We start from the raw sequence: 25,371 nt of genomic DNA on the forward strand, positions 1-25,371 counted from the left end.
ATGACTTTGAACCTTATTGTAATAGGAATACTTTTTGTTTTGGCATTTATAATGCAATATGCTTTCACTTTGATTCAGATGAAAAGCTTTAAAGTAAGTTATAGAAATCTTAGAAGAAAAGGAAGAGTTGTAATAGGCAAGAAAAAAGGTGCATATAGGGCAGGGGCAATAGTTATGATGGCAATTGATGATAATAACTTTGTTATAGATACTGAGTATATGCAGGGAACAACTATCTTTGCAAGATTTAAAAAACTGGATTGTTTAAATGGATACAATATTGAAGAGATAGATTTAGAACTATGTAAAGAAAAAGGTTTATCAAACTCTTTAAAAAACTCAATTGTAGATGGAGTTACAAACTTCAAGAAGATAATGAGTGGCGAAGAAATAGAAATGCCGAAAAGTCCTTTAGGTAAATTGGCTGACAAGGTAAAGACAGTATAGTCAAAGTCAATTAATTAGTTAATAATGCACAAAGGTGTATAAAAATATAAAATCAGGAGGAAAGATTATGGATGTAATAGTAAACCTAGCATCAAGTTTTACAGGATTATTCGAGGCAGGAGGTAAGGTATTTGTAAGTTGGGTAGTAGGAATAGTTCCTAAGGTTCTTTTACTACTTGTTTTCATGAATGCATTAATAGCATTTATAGGACCTAAAAAGGTTGAAAAGTTTGCAAAAATTTGTTCAAAAAATGTAATACTAGCATATGGAATATTACCGTTTTTATCAGCATTTATGTTAGCAAATCCAATGGCATTATCAATGGGTAAGTTCCTTCCAGAAAGAATGAAGCCAAGTTATTATGCGTCAGCTTCATATCACTGTCACACTAACAGTGGTGTTTTCCCTCATATCAATGTAGGAGAAATATTTATATATCTAGGAATAGCAAACGGTATTACAACATTAGGGCTTAATGTATCAGATCTTGCTGTAAGATATATGCTTGTAGGTCTAGTAATGAACTTCTTTGCAGGATGGGTTACAGACTTTACAACTAAGTTTGTAATGAAGCAGCAGAATATAGAATTAAGTAATGAAATCAAGCACTAAAAATATAGCATAGTTTGCAGTACTATTAAGAAGATTTGAGAGAGGATGAGAGATATGAGTTATAAAAGCATAAAAGTTTCAAAAGGTCCAGGAGGATTCGGTGGACCTTTAGTAGTAAAGCCAGAAGAAGGTAAAGATGTATTACTTTATATAACAGGAGGCGGAGCTGAACCTAAGATAGTAGAAAAGATAGTAAATATTACAGGTTGTAGAGCAGTAAATGGATTTAAGAGCTCTGTTCCAGAAGAAGAAATATTTATGGTAATAATAGATTGTGGTGGAACACTTAGATGTGGAATTTATCCACAGAAGAGAATACCTACTATCAATATTATGCCTGTTGGACCAAGTGGACCATTAGCCAAGTTTATAAAGGAAGATATATATGTTTCAGCAGTAGGTCTTGATGAAGTAGAAGCAGCAGAAGCTACTGAAGAAGTTAAAGTTGCAAATACAGAAGAAAAGAAAGAAACAAAGAGAGAATTTAAATACAGTGCAGACAAAAAGGTTAGTCAGACTCTAGGAGAAAAGGGAAAATCTTCAATTATACAAAAGATTGGTCTTGGAGCTGGTAAGGTAATAAATACTCTTTATCAGTCAGCTAGAGATGCAGTTCAATCAATGATAACAACAATACTTCCATTTATGGCATTCGTTGCAATGCTTATAGGTATAATACAGGCATCAGGATTCGGTGACTGGTTTGCCAAATTGCTAACACCACTAGCAGGAAATATTATAGGATTAGTAATATTAGGATTTATATGTTCTATTCCATTCTTATCAGCACTACTTGGACCTGGGGCAGTTATAGCACAGATCGTAGGTACATTAATAGGTGTAGAAATAGGTAAGGGAAATATACCACCAAACCTTGCATTACCAGCATTATTTGCAATAAATACTCAGTGTGCTTGTGACTTTATACCAGTAGGTCTTGGTCTTGCAGAAGCTGAACCAGAAACTGTTGAAGTCGGAGTTGTATCTGTACTTTATTCAAGATTTATAGTTGGTGTTCCAAGAGTTGTAGTAGCTTGGTTAGCAAGTTTTGGACTATATTCATAAAATTAAAAATTAAAAAAATCCAATAAAAATAAAAATTAGATCAGCAAAATAAAGTTTTGTGAAATTATTAAGTAAATAAAATGAGGTGAAGAGATGATAATATACGATAACAATATTAAGAATATGGGGAGCATGGTAGAGGCTTTTGGAAATGAAATGGCTATACTTTTTGGCGATAATGCTCCAGATACTCTAAAGGATTACTGCTATACAATAGATGTAAAGGATGCAGATGACAAGATTGAAGTAGGAGATACAATCATTATAGATGATGAAAAGTTTTCAATTAAGGCTATTGGAGATCTTGCACAGAAAAATCTTGAAGCATTAGGACATTTAACTATTAATTTCACAGGAGATGAAAGTGGTCTTTTACCAGGGGCTATAGTAGTAGAAAAGAAAGATTGTCCAAAGATAAATATAGGCACAAGAATAGTTATAGAAAAGTAAGATTATTGGCAGTAAAAACAAGCAGATAAAAAATAGCAAATGTAGTAATTTAATAAAGTAAAACCTTGAAAAAATATAAAAATAAAAACAGTGAACAAAACCTTTAAAAACATAGGGAGGACAGATTATGAGTTGGTTAGAGTTAGAAGAAAAAACAGTTATAGTAACTGGTGGAGCATCAGGAATAGGAAAAGCTGTAGTAGATGAATTTCTAAGACAGGGATGTAATGTTGTTGTAAGCGATATTACAGAAAAAGAATCAGATAATCCAAAGCTTTCATATGTGAAGTGTGATGTAACAAAAAGAGAAGACGTTAAGAATATAATAAAGTTTGCAGTAGAAAAATATTCTACAATAGATGTACTAGTAAACAATGCTGGTATTAATATACCATGTTTATTATGTGATTACGGAGTAGAAGATAGCAAGCACGAACTAAATGATCAGATATATGATAGAGTAATGGATATAAATGTAAAGGGTGTTTATCTATGCTCTCAGGAAGTTTCAAGAGTATTCAGAGAAAAGGGTAAGGGTGTAATTATCAATATGTCATCTGAATCAGGAATTGAAGGTTCTGAAGGACAGAGTATATATGCAGCAAGTAAAAATGCTGTAAATTCATTTACAAGATCATGGTCAAAAGAACTAGGAAAATACAATATAAGAATAGTAGGAGTTGCACCTGGAATTCTTGAAGCTACAGGTCTTAGAACACTTGCATATGAAGAAGCACTTGCATATACAAGAGGAGTAACAGTAGAAAAGATAAGAGAAGGATATGTAAGCACTAAGACTACACCACTTGGAAGAGATGGAAAGCTTTCTGAAGTTGCAGACCTTGTAACATTCTTATCAAGTGACAGAGCAAGCTATATTCATGGAACAACTATCACTATAGGTGGTGGAAAGACTAGAGGATAGTAATTAATAGATAACTGTTTGCAGAAAGGTGGAAAAGATGAAGAAAGCCGTAATATTTGATATGGACGGACTTATGTTCGACACAGAAAAACTGTCTGTAGATATGTGGTTATATGCAGCAGAAAAGCAAGACTATAAAATGCCTAGAGCAGTTGCACTTAGCATTTTAGGTTCAAATAAAGAACAGATATACAGCACTTTTAGAGAATACTTTAAAGATAATGAGAAATTTGATGTAGACAGATATATGGATGATTACTACAAATATATGGGGGCACACTTGTTCAAAGACGGTCCTGAAAAAAAATACTATATAGAGGAAATTCTGAAGTATCTAAAAGATAATAAGATTCCAGTTGCTGTGGCATCATCATCTGAAAAAGAGTATATTAATAATAATCTAGAAAAAACAAATTTGACAGACTATATTGATGAGATTGTTTCAGGATGTGAAGTTGAAAAAAGCAAACCAAATCCAGATATATTTCTCAAAGCAGCAGAAAAGCTATCTGTAAAGCCGGAAGAATGTATTGTGCTAGAAGATTCTAAAAATGGAATACTAGCTGGAAACAGTGCAAATATGACAGTAATAATGGTACCTGATCTTTATGAGGCAGAAGAAAGTATCAAAGATAAAATTGATTATATAGCTAAAGATCTATCGGAAGCAAAAAAAATAATAGAAAATTTAATAGTTTAAACTGAAAAAATCAAAAGAAAAAGGGATATGTGTTTAACATATCCCTTTTATATATAAAATTATTTATTGGTTACCTTTTAATTCTTCTTCAATTTCTAGAATAGAATCCTTTTTATCTGAATAGGCAGCCAGTAGTGATAAGCAAGCTGTAATCATTATTATCCCAACTTGATTTCCATTTTGTGGAAGAAGAAGAGTAGCTTCACCTGAAAGTAGAAATACAAGTGAGGCTAAGGAAAAATAAATCTTAGCGGCTTCAATAAATACTATAAATAAAATCCTAAACATAATATCGATCCCTCCTCTTCGATATAGAAAATACAAGTTTATTGTGTTTAACTATATTATAGCAGAAAAGGGATAAAAATAGAATAATGTTAAGTCTAGATAGCTTTAAATTAATTATTTAAAAAATAATGTCATAAAAAGCTTATACTATATTAATTATATAAAAGCAGTTAAATTCATATTTAAAAGTAAATGCGTTTTAAAATATTAAAAAAAGGTATTTACAAAAAGAGCTTTATAAAAATAAAAATCTATATAAAAAATATATTTATCATTCTACAAAGCGTATAAAGAACTAATAAAAATCTATATATTTATTATATAAATACAAATAATAAACAAAAGTTTTAAAATATGTAAAAATTTTTATCTAAGAAAATACATAACACATAAATTTGTTGAAAAAAGGTCTTTAAATGGGAAGTTCTAATTAAAAAAATACCCCCTGCTAGTATTGATGCAGAGAGTATTCTATACTTTATGCCTGTAGGTTGAAAGGCTTGTGCACATTCTTAAAATGTTATTCAAAATATCTTAATTAGATAATTTAGACTTATATTTATAAACATTATAAATTATCTATAATCCTTTACAGTCATTATAGCATTTTTCATATACAAATAGTCGATTATATGAAAAATTGTGATAATTTTGTAAATTTCTTTTTAGTTAGAATTTACAATTTTAAGAAGTCTAGGTGCTACAAGGGATACAACTATACAACTAAAGATGTCTTTTGCAATGGCAAAAGGAAAAAGGCTAGCAAGACATGCCCAATAAGGTATAGGATTGTGCATAACATTTTTTAGAATAAAATATGTATATACTGTTCCTATTAAGTATGTAACGAGCATTGCTAAAATACAACCAGCAATAAGCTTTCCAACTGATTGAGTGCCAAACTTTTCTCTAGTAAGACCTACTATATATGAGGCAGCTATGAAGGCTATTAGATATCCAAAAGTAGGTTTGAGTAGATATCCAAGACCACCACCTTCTGTAAATATAGGAAATCCTATAAGACCTATTACAACATAAAGCAATGAAGCTAAGGCACCTCCTTTTGATCCAAGTATCATTCCTGCAAGCAGAACAAAAGTAAACTGCAAAGAGAATACTGTCACAGGAAGAGGGATTCTTATAAAGGCTCCAATTGCGATTAGTGCTGTAAAAAATGAACAAAGAATCATTGTCTTTGTATTTAATTTTGTTTTTACCAAAACAATACCTCCAAAATGGACTGATTATTAATATATAAATAAAGTCCTGAAAATTTAAATTACAAGTGATATTTAATAGTTTACCATAATAAAAGAGCATTGTAAACCTATAAAAAAATAGAGTTTACAATGCTCTTTTATTCCAAGATATTCTAATATATGGGAATAGAAAAAGGACTGAAAAATCAGTCCTTTTTTGAGTATGGTTAAATTAATTAATAATATGAAATGTTTGCTAACTAATTAAGAGACTCAGATACTTCTGTAAATATTACACCAAGTCCATATGCACCAGCGTCTGGATATCCAATACTTCTGTCGCCTACAGTACCAGCTCTACCCATTCTTGCTGCTATTTTTTCAGTGGATTTTGCTCCTTCAACTGCAGCCTTTGCACCTTCCTTAAGAATTTCTATTATATCCATAGAATCATCATTAGCAAGTTCTGCTATTTTGTCTGCACATGGAGCAAGAGCATCTACAAGAGTTTTATCTCCTACTACTGCACCTCTACCAAAAGATCTTTCTCCAGTCTTTTGAACACCGCTAACAGCTGCCTGCATCATATCTGCAAAATCTTTAGAAGTAAGTTCAATCTTGTCTCCTACTTTCTTTCCTGCTGAACGGAATGCAGATCCCCATATTGGACCTGAAGCACCACCACAGTATTCCATGATAACCATTGAGCATGCATCAAGGAATTCACCTATATTATTGCTACAATTAGCAAGTATATCTTGCCATTCGCGCTTTAATTGCTTGAATCCTTTAGCTACACTCATACCAAAGTCGCCATCACCTGCATGAGCATCTAGCTCACAGAATGGAACTTCATTTTTTATTATACATTCACTCATCTTGTCAACAATGTACTTCATGTTATTTAAAGATATTTTGTTGTTTTCAATTTTTGCATGAGACTGGTCTATTGTCATTTCATGGCTAACTTCTACATTTTGTTGATCGTTAAGTTTCATGTTCACATATGGGATGCTTTCAACAGGGCCGTCAACCTTAAAAGCAGGTGTGTTGCTTTCAGAATCTATTAATTCTTTAAGCTGGTCATCCATTTTTAGAAGGGAAACAGATGCTCCTGCCATATCTATACTTGTCATATAGTTTCCAACGAAAGTACGGTATACCTTGATATTCTTTTCAGAAAGTACACGAGTTACTGAGTTGTTTAATAGATAAAGTTCCTGTAGAGGAGTTGCGCCAAACCCATTTACAAGTAAAGTAGCTTCATCTCCTGATTTAAGGTTTAATTCTTTTATTAGAGAAGTAACCATTCTTTCTGCTATTTCATCGGCAGAGATTACTTTTTCTCTCTTTATTCCTGGTTCGCCGTGGATACCAACACCGTATTCCATTTCATCATCGGCTATATCAAATGTTGGAGTACCCTTAGCTGGTACAGTACAAGATGAAAATGCAAATCCTATACTTCTAACATTAGCTATTGCATTTTCAGCAGCAGCTTTAACTTCCTCTAGCTTCATGCCCTTTTCAGCAGCAGCACCTGCTACTTTGTGAACAAGAACAGTACCTGCCACACCACGACGACCTACTGTGTATAAACTATCGTTAACAGCTATGTCATCATCGACCTTTACAAAGTCAACCTTTATACCATCTTCTTCAGCCAAGTGAGCAGCATTTTTAAAGTTCATCATGTCACCACTATAGTTCTTGATTATAAGTAAAGTACCTTCATCACTTGCTGTCTTTTTAATTGCTTTATAGATTTGTATCTGAGATGGAGAAGCAAAGATATCTCCACATACTGCAGCATCTAACATACCCTTACCAATAAAACCAGCATGGGCAGGTTCATGACCACTTCCACCACCACTTATAAGGCTTACTTTATTTTTATTGATATCTTTTTTCTTTAATATTTTATATTTTTGAACGAACTCTAATTCAGGATGTGCCATTGCCATACCATTGCACATTTCTATTACGACTGTTTCTGCCTTGTTAATTATTTTTTTCATTTCAAATTACCTCCTTGTGAGAACATATTTCTCTATTACCTTAAATTTATTTTATTAATTGTCAATTTTAAATAAGAAAGCGCAAATGCCTTCTATGTCTAGCTAAGAAATAGATCTTCTTAGTTTTTATAATGTATAGATATTCTATACTTCAGAATACTTAATCAAAATTCTGAACTAAAGAATATATCAACCCGGCCTATAAATATTAGGCGTTTTCAATAGACCGGGTCAATTTTCAATTGGCTAAATATATTTTTTGTTATGTGACTTAACTTAGATTAAGTATCTAGTCTTTTGCGATTTATAAAAGACCAGCTTTGTACTTTCTACCTATTTCATCAGCAGCCTTAATTGATGCTGCAACATTTTCTATTGTAATAGGGAATGGCATTGCATATATTGATTCTTCAGGTATACAAGCCTTCTTTGCAACTTCTATAAGTTCCTCATCAGTGATTTCAGTTACACCTATATCTTCAAGACAAACAGGAAGACCTATAGCATCACAGAAATCAAGAACTTCTAGTATTTCTTCCATAGGAGCGTTTTCAAGAGCTAACTGGCAAAGAGTACCGAAAGCAACTTTTTCTCCGTGGAAGTATCCGTGAGTTCCTTCAAGTATTGTAAGACCATCATGGATTGCATGAGCTGCAGCAAGACCACCACTTTCAAATCCTAAACCAGAAAGAAGAATATTAGTTTCTATTATATTTTCTAATGCTGGAGTAACAGCGTTAATATCACTTGCCATCTTAGCCTTTATACCATCTGTCATAAGGTTTTCATAACAAGCCTTAGCAAGTACAAAAGCTGCATTTGTTCCTCTAGCTTCTGGACAAAGTCCTTCTCTTACACCACAAGGTAAACCTGCATTTACCTTAGTAAATGATTGAACATTTGCTCTTGCTTCAAAGTAAGTAGATAGGGCATCACCCATACCAGATACAATGAAACGAGTAGGTGCGTTTGCAATAACCTTAGTGTCTATAAGTATTACACTTGGACTCTGCTTGAAGTATGCGTAGTCATCAAAAGCACCGTCTGGAGTATATAAAACTGCTGAATGGCTTGTTGGAGCATCAGTAGCTGCTATTGTAGGAACTATGATAAGGTTATCCCCCTCAGCAACACACTTAGCAGTATCTATTGCCTTACCACCACCTAGACCGATTGTACAGTCGCAGTTCTTTTCTTTAGCTAATTCTTGTAGACGCTTAACTTCTTGTCTAGAACACTGACCACAGAAACCGCTTTCTACAAATGTAATATTAAACTTCTTCTTTGTTTCTTCAAGCTGAGTTTTTACTCTTTCAACATCATCTGGATGTGCTATTAATAAAGCAGACTTTCCATAAGTCTGAACAAAATATCCTAAGTTTAATAATTCGTCTTCACCCTGAACATATTTAGTAGGGCATATTAATGCTTTTCTCATAATTTACCTCCGAAATTTTTGAATAATTTTTTAATGGTTTTTGAAATTTTTTAACTTTATACTATTTTTATACGTTATATAAGGTTTATATATGTTCGAAAACTATCGAAATGTTTTCCTTGATTACATAATAGCATAGAAAAAAAGCTTAATCATTAGATAAAAATGTCATATAATTATACTTTTATATCGTAATTTATTTCCATAATATATAAAATAGTGCTTTTTTTACTTAAAAATTGTAAAATGTTATTGATTTTACAAAGATTAATAGATATAATTAAATAGTGAAGAAAGCTAATAATCATCTTCTTTTGTGAAAAGGTTTTTCATGGTAGGGGAAAATGATAATGTCTAGAAGATAGTAAAATCAATGATTTTACAAAAATAATTAGTATAGATAAAACATATAATATAAAATATACAGATTGCTTTTTATTATAGAAAAAAGAAATAAATAAGGTATCATTTTTATGAATATATGCTAAAAATGATAAAAAAATATCATTTAGGCTGGAGGTAAAGAAATTGTTTATAATAGAGGATATTTTTGGAAATGAGTCTTGGGAAAAATTACAGGATTCATTAGTAGATGTAACAAAATTGGCAATTACAATATCAAATTATAGTGGCGAGCCAGTTACAAAACACAGCGGTTGTCATGAATTTTGTCAAAAAGTGAGAGCAAATAAAAGGCTTAGCAAGTTTTGTGAAAGATGCGATGCAAGAGGTGGCTTTGAAGCAATGAGAATGAACCAACCTTTTATATATAAGTGTCATTTTTCAATTGTGGATGTTGCTATACCAGTTGTAGTAGATAATAAATACATTGGGGCTATAATGGCAGGGCAGGTAAGATTACCTAAGGAGGAAGATGATCTCCTTGAGATTATAATGACTCCATCAAGTAAAGAAAACATAGAGGGAGAAAAAGAAAAATTAATAGAGTTATATAATCAATTGCCTGTACTTACTCTTACGCAAATTCAGATGATAGCGAATATGCTCTATTATATGTGTAACTATATGTGCAATGAAAAACAAAAATCAGTTGAAAAAGTTCAAGAGATAATAAATAATATAATGCCAAGTAATATGGTGAATGCTTATAAGGCAAAAGCTTCAAATGACAGTGCATTCGATATAGAAATAGAGAAGAAAGAAAAAAACTACTATGATTTAGATGAAATTAATAGATATACAACAGGTGAGTATAGCTATTATAGTGAAGTTGTAAAAAGAGTGTTTGAATATATTTTTTCAGGAGAACCACATTATCCAGCGCTTAAAGATTTGGCAGAACACTGTCATGTAAGTGTAGGTTATCTAAGTAGAATATTCTCTAAAGAAGTAGGAGAGAGCTATTCAGAGTTTATTTCAAGATTGAAAATAGATAGGGCAAAGAGTATGCTTGAAACAAGTGATATTAGTATTTTTGAATTAGCTGATATGCTTGAATATAAGGATACAGGATATTTTATTAAAGTCTTTAAAAAACAAATAGGGGTAACTCCTGCAAATTATAGGAAATTTATAAAGGAAAAGGAACTTAACAAAAAATACTGTCCCATTCCTGTAAAATAATATGATATTTATAAGAAAGCTTTAAAAGAGTTAAACTATTATAAATGTATAAATGTATAAATGTATACTTGTATATTTGTATATTTGTATACATTTTAAAAAACACCTTTTACATAATAATGTAGAAAGGTGTTTTTTATTATAATACTTTTTTAATTTTCTTTGATTTTTCAACGATTTCTTTGAATTTATCAGGTGTAATTGATTGAGCTCCGTCAGAAAGAGCATTTTCAGGACAATTATGAACTTCTATCATCAGTCCATCGGCACCAGCTGAAACCGCAGCAAGTGACATAGGTTCTACCAAAGAACTAATTCCAGTTGCATGACTAGGATCCACAATTACAGGAAGGTGGGATAAGTTTTTTAAAAGTGGAACAGCAGAAAGATCAAGTGTATTTCTTGTCCAATCTTCAAAAGTTCTTATTCCTCTTTCACAAAGTATAACATTTTCATTTCCATTTGACATAATATACTCTGCACTATAAAGAAGCTCTTTTAGAGTATTGGCAAAACCTCTCTTTAAAAGAATGGGCTTTTTAGATTTTCCAAGCTCCTTTAAAAGTTCAAAGTTTTGCATATTTCTAGCTCCTACTTGGAGTATATCAACATCATCAAATAGATCAATGTGATTTAGTGCAACAATTTCCGATACAATTGGAAGATTAGTTTCCTTTTTTGCAAGGCTTAAAAGTTTTAGTCCATCTGCTCTTTTTCCTTGAAAATCATATGGAGAAGTTCTAGGTTTAAATGCTCCACCTCTCAAAATATTGCCTCCTGATTTTTTAATTGCCTTTGCAATTTCGACTATCTGTTCTTCAGATTCGACGGAACAGGGACCACCGATAATAGTAAGGTTTCCATTACCGATTAATGTATCTCCAACCTGTATTACTGTATTGTCAGGATGCATTTTTCTACCTGATTTATTTAAATTATCTATCATTATTTCCTCCAAATCCTATTTTGCCCGGATATACCGGTATGTATAAATAATGTTCTTTATTTTAAACTAAGATAAGCAAAGTAAATAAACTTTGCAAAAGTACAAATAACTGAATAAATTATAGACCTATTATACCATATTTTAAGCTCGATTAAGTGTAGCGAAAGACATATTTTACAAGAATTAAGAAAAAAAGTCAATTGAAAATCTTCAAAAAATAGATATATTTTATATAAGTTTAGATTTAAAATATTAAAATTTAAAGTTCTGATAAAAGTTATATCTGTTGTAAAAAATTAAAATAATAAGAATAAGTATTTTTTAAGAAATAAAAGTAAGTAAAGGAGTCTGAAATTATAATATAATAAAAGATGTTTTCAAAAACTCATTTTTTATGTATTTACAATAAATTTTATTACGTTTACAATGTTTATAGAAGTGTTTCAGCAAAGGAACAAAGGAGGAAGTTTAAGATGTTTGGTTATGTTAGAATAAACAAGATGGATTTAACTTTCAGGGAATACGAACACTATAAAGCCTACTATTGTGGCTTATGTAAGACTTTAAAAAGAGATTATACAGAAATATCAAGAGCTAGTATTAATTATGATATTACTTTTCTTATTTTAATTCTTACAAGTGTGTATATGCCAAAATCAGAAGTTTTTTATGAAAAGTGCATAGTGAATCCTGTTAAAGATAAAAAACATATGGCAAATGAATTTAGTGAATATGCAGCGGCTGTGAATATAATACTTACTTATTATAAGTTGCAAGACAATGTAGATGATAGGGGGGATTTGAAGGATAAAGTAGCAAGAAAAGTTTATGAGAAAAGTTTCAAAAAGGCATATGAAAAATATCCAGAAAGAGCCGATAAAATAAAGAAACATCTTGATGAACTTGCAGATTTGGAGAAAGAAAATTCAAATAGCATAGACAAGACCTCCAATACTTTTGCCAATCTTATGGGAGAGATATTTATGTACAAAGATGACGAGTATGCCGAAAGACTTAGGGAGCTGGGATTTAATATAGGTAAGTACATTTATATTTTGGATGCATATGAAGATTTGGAAAAGGATATTAAAAATAATGAATATAATCCTTTTAAGGAATATGAAAATAGGGCAGAGGAATTGAAAGAAAAGGTAGATAGAAATATTATGATGTGTCTTTCAAGACTTGAAAAAGCTATATTGGATTTGGATATTAAGGTTAATAGGGGGATTATAGATAATATTATATATTCTGGAATATACTTGAGATATAAAGGTATATTAAATAAAAATATAGACGAGAAAAATATGAAGTAGAAAACTTATAGTATTTGCTTAAAGTATATTAAAATATAAATATATATAAATAAAAAGCTGGAATACAGCAGAAGGGGTGGTTAATTGGAAAAAGCTTTAGAAAGAGAAAATAAGATGGGCACTATGCCAATTAATAAATTAATAATAAGTGTTTCAGCTCCGATTATGATTTCGATGCTTGTACAATCTCTTTACAATTTGGTAGATAGTGTATTTGTATCGAAAGTGGGAGAAGCTGCAATTACATCAGTAGCTCTTGCTCTTCCTCTTCAACAGTTAATGATGGCTGTTGGTATAGGTACAGCAGTAGGTGTTAATTCATATGTATCGAGGAGTTTAGGAGCAAAAAACTTTGAAGAATCTAACAAAGCTGCCAATAACGGTATTTTACTTGCCTTTATAAGTTTTATGCTATTCTTTTTTATTGGACTGTTTTTTTCAAGAAATATAATTGAAATGCAAACAAAAAATGCCGAAATAGTCTCTACTGGACCCATTTACTTACAAATATGTTGTATGGGATCTTTGGGGATATTTATGCATCTGATGTTTGAAAGATTACTTCAGTCTACAGGAAAGACAATTTATACTATGATTGCTCAGTGTATAGGCGCAATACTAAATATTATACTTGATCCGATTTTAATATTTGGTCTTTTGGGAGCACCTAAAATGGGACTTACAGGAGCGGCAGTAGCTACAGTAATTTCACAGTGGATAGGAGCCTTTACGGTGATATTTTTCTGTTTGAAATACAATAAAGAGATAGAGATTTCATTTAAATTTATGAAGGCAGATGCCACTATAATTAAAAACATATATAAGGTAGGTATACCTTCAATTGTTATGATTTCTATATCTTCTATAACAGTATTTTGCTACAATAAAATATTATCTACATTTTCAACTACTGCAATTGCACTAATGGGAATATATTTTAGACTGCAAAGTTTTATATATATGCCAGTATTTGGTCTTAATAATGGAATGATAGCAATTGTAGCCTATAATTATGGTGCAAGAAAAATTGATAGAATGAAGGAGTGTATTTTTACAGGAATAAAATATAGTACAGTAGTAATGACTTTGGGAATGTTGATGATGCTTTTGATACCAAGACAATTGTTGACTATATTTAGTGCTTCAGATTATATGATGAAAATAGGTGTAGTATGTTTTAGAGTATTTAGTCTTTCTTTCATACTTGCTGGAATATCTATAATATGTTCAGGTGTATTTCAAGCAGTAGGTAAGGGTGTTTTATCTATGCTAATATCTATTACTAGACAAATATTTATATTGATACCCCTAGCATATATATTCTCTTTAACAGGTGATATCAATAAAGTTTGGTGGAGTATGCCAATAGCAGAAGCAATAGCTATTATATTGAGCATATATTATATGAGAAAACTTTTAAAGGATGTTGAAAGCATATAGTTTAAAAATTTATATTTGATAAAAAAGCCCTAGTTGCGTAAAATTACTAACTAGGGCTTTTATAATTTATTTTTCTGTTATTCCTTCAAGCATTCTACTTTCGCTATAAGGGTAAAGCTTTTTAAACTTTCCTATTACAAAATATCTATATCCTTCTTCATCTTTATAGCAAGTCATCAATGATACCATTGCCTTTCCATCGTCATGATTAGTAAGACCATCTCCAATTAAATCAGTTCTAGTATCACTAGCCTTAAACATATTTACAACTTCATATTCATAAATATTTCTTTTATTTGTAAGTTTTATAATGTCTCCTTTTTTGATATTAAATAAACCACCAAAAAGTACGTCATCTTTTTTGCAATAATGTCCAGCTAAAGCATAGTTTCCAGTACCCATTCTTTGATTTGCCTTCATTGTACAAGCGCCATACATAAGATTGTTATTTTCAAGCCCATCAAAAATAGCGATATTCTTATTGATAGAAGGTATTGTCATCTGTCCTACAACTTTACTCATATCTGCCTTTTCTCTATTTAGTATAACGCCATTAATATCTATAGGCTTTACCTTAGAATGATCATATGATTTGTTTCCACGTTCTGCATTTTCTTCAAGTTTATTTTTAGGGATTGTATCTATATCAACAGATTCCTCTTTTTCTTTAAGCATCAAACTCGAAATAAAAGGCAGGGCAAGTATCAATACACCGGCTAAAATTAATATTAGTGCAATTTTTTTTCTCATTATTTAAAATTCAACTATGCAAAAGAGCGATAGTTTATTCTCCTTTCATTTTCTATTTAAGGTTATTATATCATTTTTTATAGTCTAAATGGAATTTATTAAATTAAACAATGTAAATATTATTTAAAAATTTAAAAAGTTACAAAAACGTTATACTAAATTATTTATATACAGTTTAAAAAGATGTGATTTTATGGTATTATGATAATGAATAGAAATTTTTAGATTAGTAAAATTTTGATTAGTTTATGAATATGAAATTATTATCAATAAAAGCTATAACCTTAGGAGGGAATATGATGAAACACAATAGAAAAGTACTTAATCTTTTAGCAGCTTTGGCAGTTGCAGTGCCGATGACTGCACCATTATCTAATATAGATTCTGTGTTTGCAGAAACAATAGAATTTACTAAGCATGATGAAGATTCTTCAAGTGAAAAGTTAGCAGGAGCTGTGTACGATTTTTATGAAATAGGCATGGGAGAAAATCCTGACAAGAAATTATTTTCTGCAGCTACTAAAGCAGATGGAACTTTAGATATAAATAGCGTAGTAGTTGCAAAGGGTGTTAAGAATCCTGTAAAAGATGGAAAGATAGATTTAGGAGAAGGCTCTTATTATGCAGTAGAAACAAAGGCACCAGAAGGGTATATGCTAAATACTAAACTAGTAAACTTTTTAGTAGAAAATGGAATATCATCTATACCAGTAAGGGCATCAGATAAAAAGTTTGAAGGAGAATATGGTCAAGCTGTAATTTTATCGAAGTGTGAAAAGACAGGAGCCCCTATATCAGGTGCAACTTATGAACTATCTAAAAAAGAAGGAAATACATATAAGAAAATAGCAAACTTATCTACAGACAATAATGGGTATTTTGTTGATGCTTCTGACATAGAAAAAATGTACAATGGTACACTTTTACTTCCAGCTGGAGAATACAAGATCAAAGAACTAAATGTTCCAGGAAACTATGTTTTAAATAGTACAGAATATAAGTTTAATGTTGAAAAGGGCAAGGTAAAATCTATGTCAATACTGCATAAGCTAAAGAATACTGATGCCAATGCAGGGAATCAAACAGGTTCAAATACTGGAAATACAGGTTCAACAAGTAATTTAGATAAGACTACAGGTGTCAAAATAAGAATAATAGATTCAAAGGATAATAAAAAGGCATTATCTGGAGTAGCTATAAGTGTTTATTCAGTAGACAAAAATGGAAAAGAAACTTTAGTATATAATGGTAAAACTAATAGCGATGGATACCTAAGTGCAAATGATGCAAAGATAGGTGGGAATTTAGTATCTAATAATGTATTACATCTTTCACCAGGTAAATACTATTATAAGTTAAGCGATTATCCAAATTCTAAGAAACATGAATTTACAGTTCAAAAAGGTAAAATAGGAGATCAGATATTAAAGCTTAACATAAATGGCAAGAGCCCGACTTCAAATACAAAGAAAAGCTCAAAAGATTCTTCTAAGAAACTTGCTAAGACAGGTTCAGAAGATACAGCAATCTATACAGTAGCTGGTGTAGCTCTATTATCAGCAGGTGCAATAGTTGCGATGAAAAAGAAAAAAGAAGTAAAATAATATAAATGAATTTTTTAAAGCTCTGTGTTTATTAGCGCAGAGCTTTTTAAAAATAGAAAAACATTTTAAAAGAACTTGTATATGTTTGTAGAAAGAAAATCTTTAGAGAAATTTTAAAGACATCAAGAAAAGCAAATTTTGAGTCTAGTAAGTTTTGTAAAGCGGTGATAAAATTGAAGAAAAAAAGAATATTAATCCTTTTATTATTGATATTAGTAGCAATTATTTCCATAGTATCGTATTTAAAAGAAAAAAAAGAAGAGAAAATTGAAGAAAGTGTAGTAACAGTTACTGAAATAGGTCAAAAGTTAAAAGGAAGAGATTCAGGACTTGTATATAAGGCAATTGTAAAAAATAAAGAAAGTATATTATCGGAAAATCCAGAAAAAAATATCTATTTAATAAAAATTCTTGGAAAGAAAAAAAATAGAGACGAGTACAAAATATATGCCAATGTACATTCTGTAGAATATAAGAAAACTAGCGATGGAAAATATGTGGAAGATTCGGGTTACAGTATACCTATGAAAATTGTATATAAGCTTAGTGGTGGTAAATATGTAGATCCAAAGCTGTATATACCTGAAGACGGTGAAGAGTATCCTATATCATTGAAAAAAATAACAAAAGACTATCCCTTTATGTATGAAAAAATGTTAAATAATAGAGGGAATTTTGGTTCAGACAATGAAATAAATGAGCTTGCAAAAGAAGTTTACGGAAATAACATTGTTGAAATAATAGAAAAATAAAATATATGTAATTAATAAAAAAGTCCTTATTTTAAATAATAAAGGACTTTTTTGTTTGCCTTTTATTGATTTAAAGTGTCTAATTTTAAGTTATAATAGTAATCTAATTATAGAAAATATATTTATAAAAAAATCACTCATAAAGAAAGTCTTAAAAGCCTTTTAAATGCAAAATATACATTTCGTTTTAAAGTAAAGAGTTATAATAATTATTACAGTTTAAACTAATATATAAATATAAGAAAGAAAAGAATAAAAATATGTTTTATTTATCTATTAAATTGGGTATAAAAAACTACAGGAGGCTGTATATGCAGTGTTTTAATTAATAATCGCTATTTTGCGAAAATAATTCCGAGTGATTTAGTCGGAATTCATTGATTTTAAGTTTAATTCATAGTAATATGGTCTTGTATAAAAGTATAAAAAATATAATTAAAAATAAAATAAATTTATATTATCTGAAAGGGATGTGAAAACAGTGAGTGAAAATAAATTATTAGAAGTAAAAGACCTTAGTGTGAAGGTTGGAGATAAGGATATATTAAAAAATGTTAATTTGACTATAAAAAAGGGTGAGACTCATGTAATAATGGGACCAAACGGTTCTGGAAAGTCTACTCTTGTAAATACAATAATGAGTAATCCAAAGTATAAGATTACTTCAGGAAATATCTTCTTTGAAGGTGAAGATGTAACAGAACTTGCAGCAGATGAAAGGGCAAAGAGAGGAATATTTATGTCTTTCCAATCTCCAATAGAAGTTCCAGGAATAAGTGTTGAAAACTTTATAAGAACTGCAAAATCTTCAGTAGACGGTAAGGCAGTATCAGTACTTAGATTTAACATGGATCTTTCCAAGAAGATGAATGAACTTCAGATGAAGCCAGAATATGCAGCTAGATATATGAATTATGGCTTCTCTGGTGGAGAAAAGAAAAAGACAGAAATACTTCAGATGCAGATACTAAATCCTAAACTTGCAATGCTTGATGAAACAGATTCAGGACTTGATGTAGATGCAGTAAGAGTTGTTTCTGAAGGAATTAAGAACTTCAAGAAAGATGATAATGCTGTTCTTATAATTACTCATCATAAGGAAATAATAAGTAGCGTAGTTCCAGATTTTGTCCATGTAATAATAGATGGAGAAATTGTAAAGGAAGGCGATGCTTCATTGATAAAGAGAATAGAAGAAGAAGGTTATGGTTGGATTAGAGATGAGGTGAATTCATCAAATGGAAAATAAGAATGTAAGAAAGAAAACTCAGATAGAAGAACAAGATCGTGGAGTATATGATGTAAAAAATGAGTTTAAATACAAATCAAAGACAGAAAAAGGTCTGACTCCAGAGATTGTTACTCAAATCAGTAGAGAAAAAAATGAACCAGATTGGATGCTTGAAATAAGACTTGCTTCTTTAAAAAAGTTTTATGAATTAGATAATCCTACTTGGGCGCCTAATCTTGATGAGGTAAATATAGATGATATTACTACATATATTAGACCAGATGCAGATTTAGTTGAAGACTGGGCAGAAGTTCCAGAAGATATTAAAAATACTTTTGATTTACTGGGGATACCAGAAGCAGAAAGAGAAAAGAATCTTTCAGGTGTAGGGGCTCAGTACGATTCAGAAGTAGTATACCATAATATACAGCAGGAACTTTTAGATCAGGGGGTAATATATACTGACTTTGACAGCGCAGTAAAACTTTACCCTGAAATAGTCAAAGAATACTTTATGAAGTGTATTTCAAATGCAGATCATAAATACGCAGCTCTTCACTATGCTGTTTGGTCAGGTGGATCTTTTGTATATGTACCAAAGGGAGTGCAGGTAGATGTTCCACTTCAATCATATTTTAGATTAAATGCTCCAGGAGCAGGTCAGTTTGAACATACACTTATAATAGTTGAAGAAGGTGCATATTGCCACTTTATAGAGGGGTGTTCAGCACCAAAGTACAATGTTGTAAATGTCCATGCAGGAGCAGTTGAACTATTTGTAAACGAAGGTGCTACACTTAGATATTCTACAATAGAAAATTGGTCAAGAAATATGTATAACTTAAATACAAAGAGATGTATAGTTGAAAAAGACGGAAAGATTGAATGGGTATCAGGTTCATTTGGATCTAAGGTATCCTGTCTATATCCGATGAGTATATTAAAGGGTGAAAATGCAAAGTCTGAATTTACAGGAATTACTTTTGCAGGTGCAGGTCAGTTCCTAGATACAGGAACAAAGGTTGTTCATGCAGCGCCCAATACATCATCGACTGTAAACTCAAAATCGATCTCTAAGGGTGGAGGAGTTGCAATATACAGAGGTCTTGTTAAGGTAACAAAGAATGCAAAGGGATCAAAGTCAACTGTTAGTTGTGAATCATTGATGTTAGATGAAGAATCTAGATCAGATACTATACCAGTTATAGATATAGCAACACAGGATGTAGACCTTGGACACGAAGCCAAGATAGGTAGAATTGATGACGAGGTAATATTCTACTTGATGAGTAGAGGTATTAGCGAAGGTGAAGCGAAGTCAATGGTTGTAAGAGGATTTGCAGAGCCTATAGCCAAGGAACTTCCACTTGAATATGCAGTTGAAATGAACAACTTAATAAATCTTGAACTTGAAGGTACAATAGGTTAGGAGGAAAAAGAATGATAGCAAATACATTACCACTTCTTACTTGGAGATGGCTGAAGGTAAACGAGGCCCTAATCGAATTGCCTGAAGTTGAAGACCAAGTAAAAGAAATAACAGCAAAAGAAGGGGATACAGTATCCGCCTTATTTGATATAAATAGTGTCTATGGTGGATCTAGACATACAAAAATAAATATCCATGCACTAAAGGGATCAACAGTAAATATATATTATGTATCAAGATGTCATGATGAAAATGCAGCCCTTACTGATATTAATGCAGATGTAGAAGAAGGCGCAACAGTGAACTTGATACAGGTAGAAGCTGGTGCGAAAAGAACTGTTACAAACTATATTGCCAACCTTAAAGGAAAGGGAGCAGCAACTAATGTTGAGGCAGTATATTTTGCAAATGAAGAGAATAACCTTGATCTTTTCTATAATATTAATCAAATTGGAGAAGAAACAAAGTCTAATATACTTGTAAATGGAGCCTTGAAGGATAAAGCGAAAAAGACTTTTAAGGGTACAATAGATTTTAAGAGGGGGTCTAAGAGATCTACTGGAAGCGAAGAAGAATTTGCAACACTTCTTGATGACGATGTAAGAGCAATAGCAGTTCCTGTTCTTTTATGTCAGGAAGATGATGTAGAAGGTGTTCATGCAGCAAGTGCAGGAAAGATAGATCAAGATAAACTATTCTATATAATGAGTAGAGGTCTTAATCTTGAAGAAGCGAAAAAGATGATTGTAGAAACAAAGCTTGCTCCTACAATTCACAAACTTCCAGATTCAAAATTAAGCGAAGAAGTTTGGCATCAGATTGAATCAAGAATATAAGATAATAACACATAGAATTTGTGAGGTGTTTTAAAGATGGATAAAGATAAAGTAATGGAGATAAGAAAAGAATTTCCGTATTTAAATGAAGAAAAAATGGGAAGAAAAATAGTTTACTTTGATAATGGAGCAACTTCACAGAAACCACAATGTGTAATAGATGCACTTTCCAATTATTATAGTTATCAGTGTGCTAATCCACATAGAGGGGCACACTATTTGGGAATGGTTTCTACTGATCTTTATGAAGGAGCAAGAGAAAAAGTAAAAGAATTTATAAATGCTAAATGGGCTAAAGAGATAATATTTGTAAGAAATACAACTGAGGCTTTGAATTTAATAGCCTACTCTTATGGCTTGGAAAACTTGAAAAAGGGCGATGAAATAGTCTTATCAGTATATGAACATCATAGTAATTTAGTTACATGGCAGTATGTAGCTAAGAAAACAGGTGCAGTTTTAAAGTATGTATATATGAATGAAGATCACGAACTTGATATGGATATGTATAGAAATACTTTAAGCGAAAAAACAAAGTTAGTAGCTTTAGCAGGAGCTTCTAATACAGTAGGTGGAGTAATTGATGTAAAAGAAGTTACTAGACTTGCCCATGAAGTAGGTGCAGTTGTTTCTATAGATGCTGCACAACTTGCACCACATATTAAAATGGACGTTCAGGACTGGGATGTAGATTTTATATCTTTTTCAGGGCATAAGATGTATGCTCCTATGGGTATAGGTGTTCTTTATGGAAAGAAAGAGATACTTGAGTCAATGACTCCATTTATGTATGGTGGGGATATGATTGAATATGTATATGAGCAAGATACGACATTTGCCCCAATACCGGCAAGATTTGAAGCTGGAACTCAAAATGTCGGTGGAGCAGTGGCTCTAGCAGCTGCAATAGATTTTATGGAAAGAATAGGTATAGAAAATATTCACGAACATGAGCTTGCTCTTACAGATTATGCCTATAAGAAGATGAAGGAATTAGATTTTGTAGAAATTCATTCTACGCCAAATTATAACAGGTCGCCTCTTATAGACTTTAATATAAAAGATATCCATTCACATGACGTTGCAACTGTTTTAGATAGCTTTGATATAGCAATAAGAACAGGTCATCATTGTGCAATGCCACTACATACGCATTTAAAAGAAAATTCAACTTGCAGAGCTAGTTTTGCAGTATACAATACATTTGAAGAAATAGACTTCTTTATAGACAAATTAAATGAAGTAAGAAAGGTGATGGGATATGGATCTTAAAAGTTTATATACAGACTTACTTTTACAGGAAAGTAATAACAAGGCAAATAGAAGAGATTTAAATGATCCTACTTTTAAAGAATTAGGTCATAATCCAAGTTGTGGAGATGAAATTACTCTTCAGGTAGAAATGGATGGAAATATAATAAAAGATGCCAGCTATACAGGAGAAGGATGTGCAATATCAAGGGCATCTGCTTCTATGATGGTAGATTTAATCAAAGGCAAAGATATTAGAGAAGCAAAAGAACTAACAGAAAAGTTTATAGGCATGATTAAGAAGGAAGTCGATGTAGATGATGACCTAATAGATAGTCTAGGAGATGCAGTAGTTCTTGAAAATGTTTCAAATATGCCAGCAAGGGTAAAGTGTGCCGTTTTGGCATGGCATACTCTATCTAATATAATAGATAGTAACTTTGAGAATAAAAAATAAAATTTTAGAAAAATTAAATCAAATTTAATAAAATAATTTGGAATAGGGATGCTCATTTTATATTAAAGTATGCCCTATTCCTATTTATAGATTTTTTTTAGTAAATAATGTATAATATACTTGTTAGTTGTGGATTTATATTTCTAAGAGGTGATATTATGGTTTACAAAAAGATGATGAATATGAAATTTACGTCGGATGATATTGAAGACAAGAATATGGCAAATGACGATGATTCTGGATATGAGCTTGATGATTCAGGAATGATACCCAAACTTGAAGAACTAAAGGCAGCCGGAAAGAAGGAAGATGAAGAAAGTGAAAGCAGCAATGTGTTGTTAGAAGAAGAGAAAACATTTTCAGAAGAAGCTTCTAAAAATTTAAATTTTAAAAAAGATAATTTAGAAGAAAGTATTGTTGGAGAAGAAAATATATCGAATAAAGAATTATCCCAATATGACTTATCCGATAATGAGGGAATGGGAAAAGAGGACATAGAGATGAGCCCACTAGAAGAAGATTTTGCAAGAAGCAAAATAGTAGAGAAAGACGATCTTGGAGATACGGTACTTTTTGACTATAATTTAGAAGACATAAATAATGGTGTAGATGATGAAGATTTGTCAGATGATGTAGAAGATTTTTTTGAAGATGAAAGAGAAGAGTATATAAATAATAATGAGAGTTTTGACTTTGGAAATGAAGAGGAGTTAAAGGACCTTGAAAAGTATGATGAAGATAGAATCTACAATTTTGATGACGAAGAAGAAGATCAATCATTAGAACAGCAAAAGTTTTTTAGTGAGGATGACTTTATAGATGATATTCCAGACGATTTATCAGATGTAAAGGTGAAATTCTATGATGATGAATCTGCAAGCGATAGTACAGATATATTGTCAGCTTTAGACAAGATAGCAGATAGAAGAGAAATACTTGAAGCAATTGACGATGCTTTTTTAGATGTTGAAAGATTTTTAGATACAATGGATAGAATAGCAGACTCTTTAGATAGAATAGCAGATAGTCTTGAATTAATAGAAAAATAGATATCAAGGGGGCAGAAAATTAGCTTTTCTAAGTTCTGTTCCTTTTTTATATATAAATAAATATAGCTTTCATATTCTTAGAAGGCAATTTTAGATAAGAAATATAATAAACATATAAAAGGAGATTAAATATGAAAATAGTTTCAATAGATAAAATCAAAAAAACAGGAGTAGATACGATAGTTATAGTTTCAGACAGAGGAAGAATTAAAGAAATAGCTAAAAGTTATTCTGAAATAAAACAATATTTAGGCTCAGATTATTTTGATGGAGAAAAGTCAAAAAGATTTGTCCTACCTTCAATAATAGAAGGTAAAAAGTTAAAGTATATTTTATTTGCAATGGATGAAAATGTTTCAGAAGAAGAAATTTTAGAAGAATTTGGTAAAACTGCTAAGGATTTTTCATCTGATAAGGCAAAAATGTATTTGTTGATCTAAGCTTATTCTCATCTATTCATACAAGAGAAAAAGTTATAGCAGCTTTAAAGGGACTTGCTCATGGAAGCTACAGTTTTAATAAATTCCTTACAGAAAAAAGTGCCATAGAAGCAGACTTAATAGAAGTGTATTCAGCTGGTGTAATAAAAGAGGAAGTTTTTGATTATGCAGAAGAAATTAATAGAAGCATAAGACTTGCCAAGGAAATGGTAGATGAACCAGCTAATATTATGACACCTAAAGAAATAGCCAATATTGCCCAAGAAAGCCTAAAAGACACAGAGCTAGAAGTTAAAATATATGATGAAAAAGAAATAGAAAAGTTGGGAATGAATCTTTTTATGAGTGTAGCAAAGGGCTCAAAAGAAGAAGCTAAGTTGATAGTAATGAAATATATGGGAAATTCAAAATCAAGAGAAGTTACAGCCCTAATAGGAAAGGGAATTGCCTATGATACAGGTGGTTACTCTTTAAAAAGCACAAAACATATGAAAGATATGAAAAGTGATATGGGTGGAGCTGCAGCAGTAATAGGAGCGATGAACTTAATAGCAGCAGAAAAACCAAAGATAAATGTAGTAGGTGTAGTTGCTACTTGCGAAAATAGAATATCAGATGAAGCATACCTTCCAGGAGATATAATTGTATCTATGAATGGAAAAACAGTAGAAATAGAAAATACAGATGCAGAAGGTAGACTTACTTTGGCAGATGCGATGACATATGCAATAAGAAATGAGTCTGCAACTAAGCTTGTAGATATATGTACTCTTACAGGAGCTTGTGTAGCAGCTTTGGGAGAAGAATATGCTGGAGTAGTTACAAAGGAAGATGAACTATGGGAAAAGCTGGAAGAGGCATCTTTAAAGAGTTTGGACCCTTGCTGGAGATTACCTATAAATAAGAGAATAATAGAAAAGAATAAGAGTAAGGTTGCTGACCTTAAAAACTCAGCTGGTCAACCAGGATGTGAAACAGCAGCAGCTTTTGTAGGAGAATTCTCAGAAAATCTTCCATGGATCCATATTGATATAGCAGGAACAGCAATGGTAGAAAATAAGAAAGAATATTTAAGAGCAGGTGCAACAGGATTTGGAGTTCACCTTCTAAGCGAATTAGTAAAAGTACTTTAATAGTAAAAAG

25 protein-coding genes are annotated in these 25,371 nt (G+C 31.3%); 19 read left to right on the forward strand and 6 right to left on the reverse strand.

The features are described 5' to 3' along the window. Positions 1 to 6 precede the first annotated feature (6 nt). The 6 genes from BMY82_RS02940 to BMY82_RS02965 all read left to right on the forward strand — a co-directional run bounded on the left by BMY82_RS02940 (position 7) and on the right by BMY82_RS02965 (position 4,200). Positions 7 to 447, forward strand: coding sequence for a transcriptional regulator GutM (locus BMY82_RS02940; protein ID WP_091974503.1), 441 nt, complete (start codon positions 7 to 9; stop codon positions 445 to 447). Positions 448 to 514: 67 nt separating this feature from the next. After that, positions 515 to 1,060 (forward strand): PTS glucitol/sorbitol transporter subunit IIC, encoded by a 546-nt coding sequence (gene srlA / locus BMY82_RS02945; RefSeq protein WP_091974505.1) that lies wholly within the window; start codon positions 515 to 517, stop codon positions 1,058 to 1,060. A gap of 54 nt (positions 1,061 to 1,114) precedes the next feature. Beyond that, on the forward strand, positions 1,115 to 2,125 hold the full coding sequence (gene srlE, locus BMY82_RS02950) for a PTS glucitol/sorbitol transporter subunit IIB (RefSeq protein WP_091974507.1): 1,011 nt from the start codon (positions 1,115 to 1,117) through the stop codon (positions 2,123 to 2,125). Between the two features lie 93 nt (positions 2,126 to 2,218). Next, positions 2,219 to 2,575: a PTS glucitol/sorbitol transporter subunit IIA gene (locus tag BMY82_RS02955; RefSeq protein ID WP_091974509.1), complete on the forward strand. Its 357-nt coding sequence runs from the start codon at positions 2,219 to 2,221 to the stop codon at positions 2,573 to 2,575. Between the two features lie 127 nt (positions 2,576 to 2,702). After that, the gene (locus BMY82_RS02960) at positions 2,703 to 3,500 is read left to right on the forward strand and encodes an SDR family oxidoreductase (RefSeq protein WP_091974511.1); all 798 of its coding nucleotides are present in this window, start codon (positions 2,703 to 2,705) and stop codon (positions 3,498 to 3,500) included. Positions 3,501 to 3,537: 37 nt separating this feature from the next. Further along, a complete protein-coding gene (locus BMY82_RS02965) occupies positions 3,538 to 4,200 on the forward strand; it encodes an HAD family hydrolase (protein ID WP_091974513.1) in 663 nt (220 codons plus the stop codon). A 63-nt stretch (positions 4,201 to 4,263) separates the two neighbouring features. On the opposite strand, the gene BMY82_RS02970 is transcribed toward BMY82_RS02965, so the two are convergent. The 4 genes from BMY82_RS02970 to BMY82_RS02985 all read right to left on the reverse strand — a co-directional run bounded on the left by BMY82_RS02970 (position 4,264) and on the right by BMY82_RS02985 (position 9,143). After that, positions 4,264 to 4,488, reverse strand: coding sequence for a hypothetical protein (locus BMY82_RS02970; RefSeq protein WP_091974515.1), 225 nt, complete (start codon positions 4,486 to 4,488; stop codon positions 4,264 to 4,266). Between the two features lie 665 nt (positions 4,489 to 5,153). Then, positions 5,154 to 5,708, reverse strand: a complete 555-nt coding sequence (locus BMY82_RS02975) for a biotin transporter BioY (protein ID WP_091974517.1) — start codon at positions 5,706 to 5,708, stop codon at positions 5,154 to 5,156. 239 nt (positions 5,709 to 5,947) lie between these two features. Further along, positions 5,948 to 7,705: a dihydroxyacetone kinase subunit DhaK gene (gene dhaK / locus BMY82_RS02980; RefSeq protein WP_091974519.1), complete on the reverse strand. Its 1,758-nt coding sequence runs from the start codon at positions 7,703 to 7,705 to the stop codon at positions 5,948 to 5,950. A gap of 304 nt (positions 7,706 to 8,009) precedes the next feature. Continuing rightward, positions 8,010 to 9,143, reverse strand: a complete 1,134-nt coding sequence (locus tag BMY82_RS02985; RefSeq protein WP_091974521.1) for a glycerol dehydrogenase — start codon at positions 9,141 to 9,143, stop codon at positions 8,010 to 8,012. A 528-nt stretch (positions 9,144 to 9,671) separates the two neighbouring features. Here BMY82_RS02985 and BMY82_RS02990 point away from each other — a divergent pair. Then, complete coding sequence (locus tag BMY82_RS02990) at positions 9,672 to 10,727, forward strand: PocR ligand-binding domain-containing protein (protein ID WP_091974532.1); 1,056 nt, start codon at positions 9,672 to 9,674, stop codon at positions 10,725 to 10,727. A gap of 139 nt (positions 10,728 to 10,866) precedes the next feature. Here the strand turns inward: BMY82_RS02990 and aroF are convergent, their stop codons facing one another. Then, the gene (gene aroF, locus BMY82_RS02995; RefSeq protein ID WP_091974533.1) at positions 10,867 to 11,673 is read right to left on the reverse strand and encodes a 3-deoxy-7-phosphoheptulonate synthase; all 807 of its coding nucleotides are present in this window, start codon (positions 11,671 to 11,673) and stop codon (positions 10,867 to 10,869) included. Positions 11,674 to 12,146: 473 nt separating this feature from the next. On the opposite strand from aroF, the gene BMY82_RS03000 reads away from it, so the two are divergent. Then, on the forward strand, positions 12,147 to 12,989 hold the full coding sequence (locus BMY82_RS03000; RefSeq protein ID WP_091974535.1) for a DUF5685 family protein: 843 nt from the start codon (positions 12,147 to 12,149) through the stop codon (positions 12,987 to 12,989). Positions 12,990 to 13,073: 84 nt separating this feature from the next. Then, positions 13,074 to 14,429, forward strand: a complete 1,356-nt coding sequence (locus BMY82_RS03005) for an MATE family efflux transporter (protein ID WP_317316045.1) — start codon at positions 13,074 to 13,076, stop codon at positions 14,427 to 14,429. A gap of 66 nt (positions 14,430 to 14,495) precedes the next feature. Here BMY82_RS03005 and BMY82_RS03010 read toward each other — a convergent pair whose 3' ends face one another. Then, positions 14,496 to 15,179, reverse strand: coding sequence for a class A sortase (locus BMY82_RS03010; protein ID WP_091974537.1), 684 nt, complete (start codon positions 15,177 to 15,179; stop codon positions 14,496 to 14,498). 296 nt (positions 15,180 to 15,475) lie between these two features. On the opposite strand from BMY82_RS03010, the gene BMY82_RS03015 reads away from it, so the two are divergent. From BMY82_RS03015 to BMY82_RS03060, 10 genes are all read left to right on the forward strand, one after another. Continuing rightward, positions 15,476 to 16,783, forward strand: a complete 1,308-nt coding sequence (locus BMY82_RS03015; RefSeq protein WP_180366711.1) for a SpaA isopeptide-forming pilin-related protein — start codon at positions 15,476 to 15,478, stop codon at positions 16,781 to 16,783. A 173-nt stretch (positions 16,784 to 16,956) separates the two neighbouring features. Further along, positions 16,957 to 17,535, forward strand: coding sequence for a hypothetical protein (locus BMY82_RS03020; RefSeq protein WP_091974541.1), 579 nt, complete (start codon positions 16,957 to 16,959; stop codon positions 17,533 to 17,535). A 481-nt stretch (positions 17,536 to 18,016) separates the two neighbouring features. Further along, positions 18,017 to 18,784, forward strand: coding sequence for a Fe-S cluster assembly ATPase SufC (gene sufC, locus BMY82_RS03025; protein WP_180366712.1), 768 nt, complete (start codon positions 18,017 to 18,019; stop codon positions 18,782 to 18,784). Further along, a complete protein-coding gene (sufB, locus tag BMY82_RS03030; protein WP_091974544.1) occupies positions 18,774 to 20,195 on the forward strand; it encodes a Fe-S cluster assembly protein SufB in 1,422 nt (473 codons plus the stop codon). Before sufC ends, sufB begins: the two co-directional genes overlap by 11 nt. 11 nt (positions 20,196 to 20,206) lie before the next feature. After that, positions 20,207 to 21,031, forward strand: coding sequence for a SufB/SufD family protein (locus BMY82_RS03035; RefSeq protein WP_091974546.1), 825 nt, complete (start codon positions 20,207 to 20,209; stop codon positions 21,029 to 21,031). Between the two features lie 36 nt (positions 21,032 to 21,067). Next, a complete protein-coding gene (locus BMY82_RS03040; protein WP_091974548.1) occupies positions 21,068 to 22,303 on the forward strand; it encodes an aminotransferase class V-fold PLP-dependent enzyme in 1,236 nt (411 codons plus the stop codon). Further along, positions 22,293 to 22,739 (forward strand): Fe-S cluster assembly sulfur transfer protein SufU, encoded by a 447-nt coding sequence (gene sufU, locus BMY82_RS03045; protein WP_091974550.1) that lies wholly within the window; start codon positions 22,293 to 22,295, stop codon positions 22,737 to 22,739. The genes BMY82_RS03040 and sufU overlap by 11 nt, the downstream gene beginning before the upstream one ends. Before the next feature lie 158 nt (positions 22,740 to 22,897). Next, a complete protein-coding gene (locus BMY82_RS03050) occupies positions 22,898 to 23,788 on the forward strand; it encodes a hypothetical protein (RefSeq protein ID WP_091974552.1) in 891 nt (296 codons plus the stop codon). 131 nt (positions 23,789 to 23,919) lie between these two features. Continuing rightward, positions 23,920 to 24,228, forward strand: coding sequence for a hypothetical protein (locus tag BMY82_RS03055; RefSeq protein ID WP_091974554.1), 309 nt, complete (start codon positions 23,920 to 23,922; stop codon positions 24,226 to 24,228). A gap of 35 nt (positions 24,229 to 24,263) precedes the next feature. Then, positions 24,264 to 25,361 (forward strand): leucyl aminopeptidase, encoded by a 1,098-nt coding sequence (locus BMY82_RS03060; protein ID WP_242938902.1) that lies wholly within the window; start codon positions 24,264 to 24,266, stop codon positions 25,359 to 25,361. Positions 25,362 to 25,371 lie beyond the last annotated feature (10 nt).

It is taken from the genome of Peptostreptococcus russellii (assembly GCF_900110295.1).
In the GTDB taxonomy this organism is placed as follows: Bacteria; Bacillota; Clostridia; order Peptostreptococcales; family Peptostreptococcaceae; genus Peptostreptococcus; species Peptostreptococcus russellii_A.

Coding starts and splice junctions, on each gene's coding strand:
- BMY82_RS02965 (WP_091974513.1), top strand. CDS start 3,538: ATGAAGAAAGCCGTAATATTTGATATGGACGGACTTATGTTCGACACA.
- aroF (WP_091974533.1), bottom strand. CDS start 11,673: ATGATAGATAATTTAAATAAATCAGGTAGAAAAATGCATCCTGACAAT.
- BMY82_RS03050 (WP_091974552.1), top strand. CDS start 22,898: ATGGTTTACAAAAAGATGATGAATATGAAATTTACGTCGGATGATATT.
- BMY82_RS02955 (WP_091974509.1), top strand. CDS start 2,219: ATGATAATATACGATAACAATATTAAGAATATGGGGAGCATGGTAGAG.
- BMY82_RS03040 (WP_091974548.1), top strand. CDS start 21,068: ATGGATAAAGATAAAGTAATGGAGATAAGAAAAGAATTTCCGTATTTA.
- BMY82_RS03015 (WP_180366711.1), top strand. CDS start 15,476: ATGATGAAACACAATAGAAAAGTACTTAATCTTTTAGCAGCTTTGGCA.
- sufB (WP_091974544.1), top strand. CDS start 18,774: ATGGAAAATAAGAATGTAAGAAAGAAAACTCAGATAGAAGAACAAGAT.
- BMY82_RS02960 (WP_091974511.1), top strand. CDS start 2,703: ATGAGTTGGTTAGAGTTAGAAGAAAAAACAGTTATAGTAACTGGTGGA.
- dhaK (WP_091974519.1), bottom strand. CDS start 7,705: ATGAAAAAAATAATTAACAAGGCAGAAACAGTCGTAATAGAAATGTGC.
- BMY82_RS03035 (WP_091974546.1), top strand. CDS start 20,207: ATGATAGCAAATACATTACCACTTCTTACTTGGAGATGGCTGAAGGTA.
- BMY82_RS02985 (WP_091974521.1), bottom strand. CDS start 9,143: ATGAGAAAAGCATTAATATGCCCTACTAAATATGTTCAGGGTGAAGAC.
- BMY82_RS03010 (WP_091974537.1), bottom strand. CDS start 15,179: ATGAGAAAAAAAATTGCACTAATATTAATTTTAGCCGGTGTATTGATA.
- BMY82_RS03055 (WP_091974554.1), top strand. CDS start 23,920: ATGAAAATAGTTTCAATAGATAAAATCAAAAAAACAGGAGTAGATACG.
- BMY82_RS02970 (WP_091974515.1), bottom strand. CDS start 4,488: ATGTTTAGGATTTTATTTATAGTATTTATTGAAGCCGCTAAGATTTAT.
- srlA (WP_091974505.1), top strand. CDS start 515: ATGGATGTAATAGTAAACCTAGCATCAAGTTTTACAGGATTATTCGAG.
- sufU (WP_091974550.1), top strand. CDS start 22,293: ATGGATCTTAAAAGTTTATATACAGACTTACTTTTACAGGAAAGTAAT.
- BMY82_RS03000 (WP_091974535.1), top strand. CDS start 12,147: ATGTTTGGTTATGTTAGAATAAACAAGATGGATTTAACTTTCAGGGAA.
- srlE (WP_091974507.1), top strand. CDS start 1,115: ATGAGTTATAAAAGCATAAAAGTTTCAAAAGGTCCAGGAGGATTCGGT.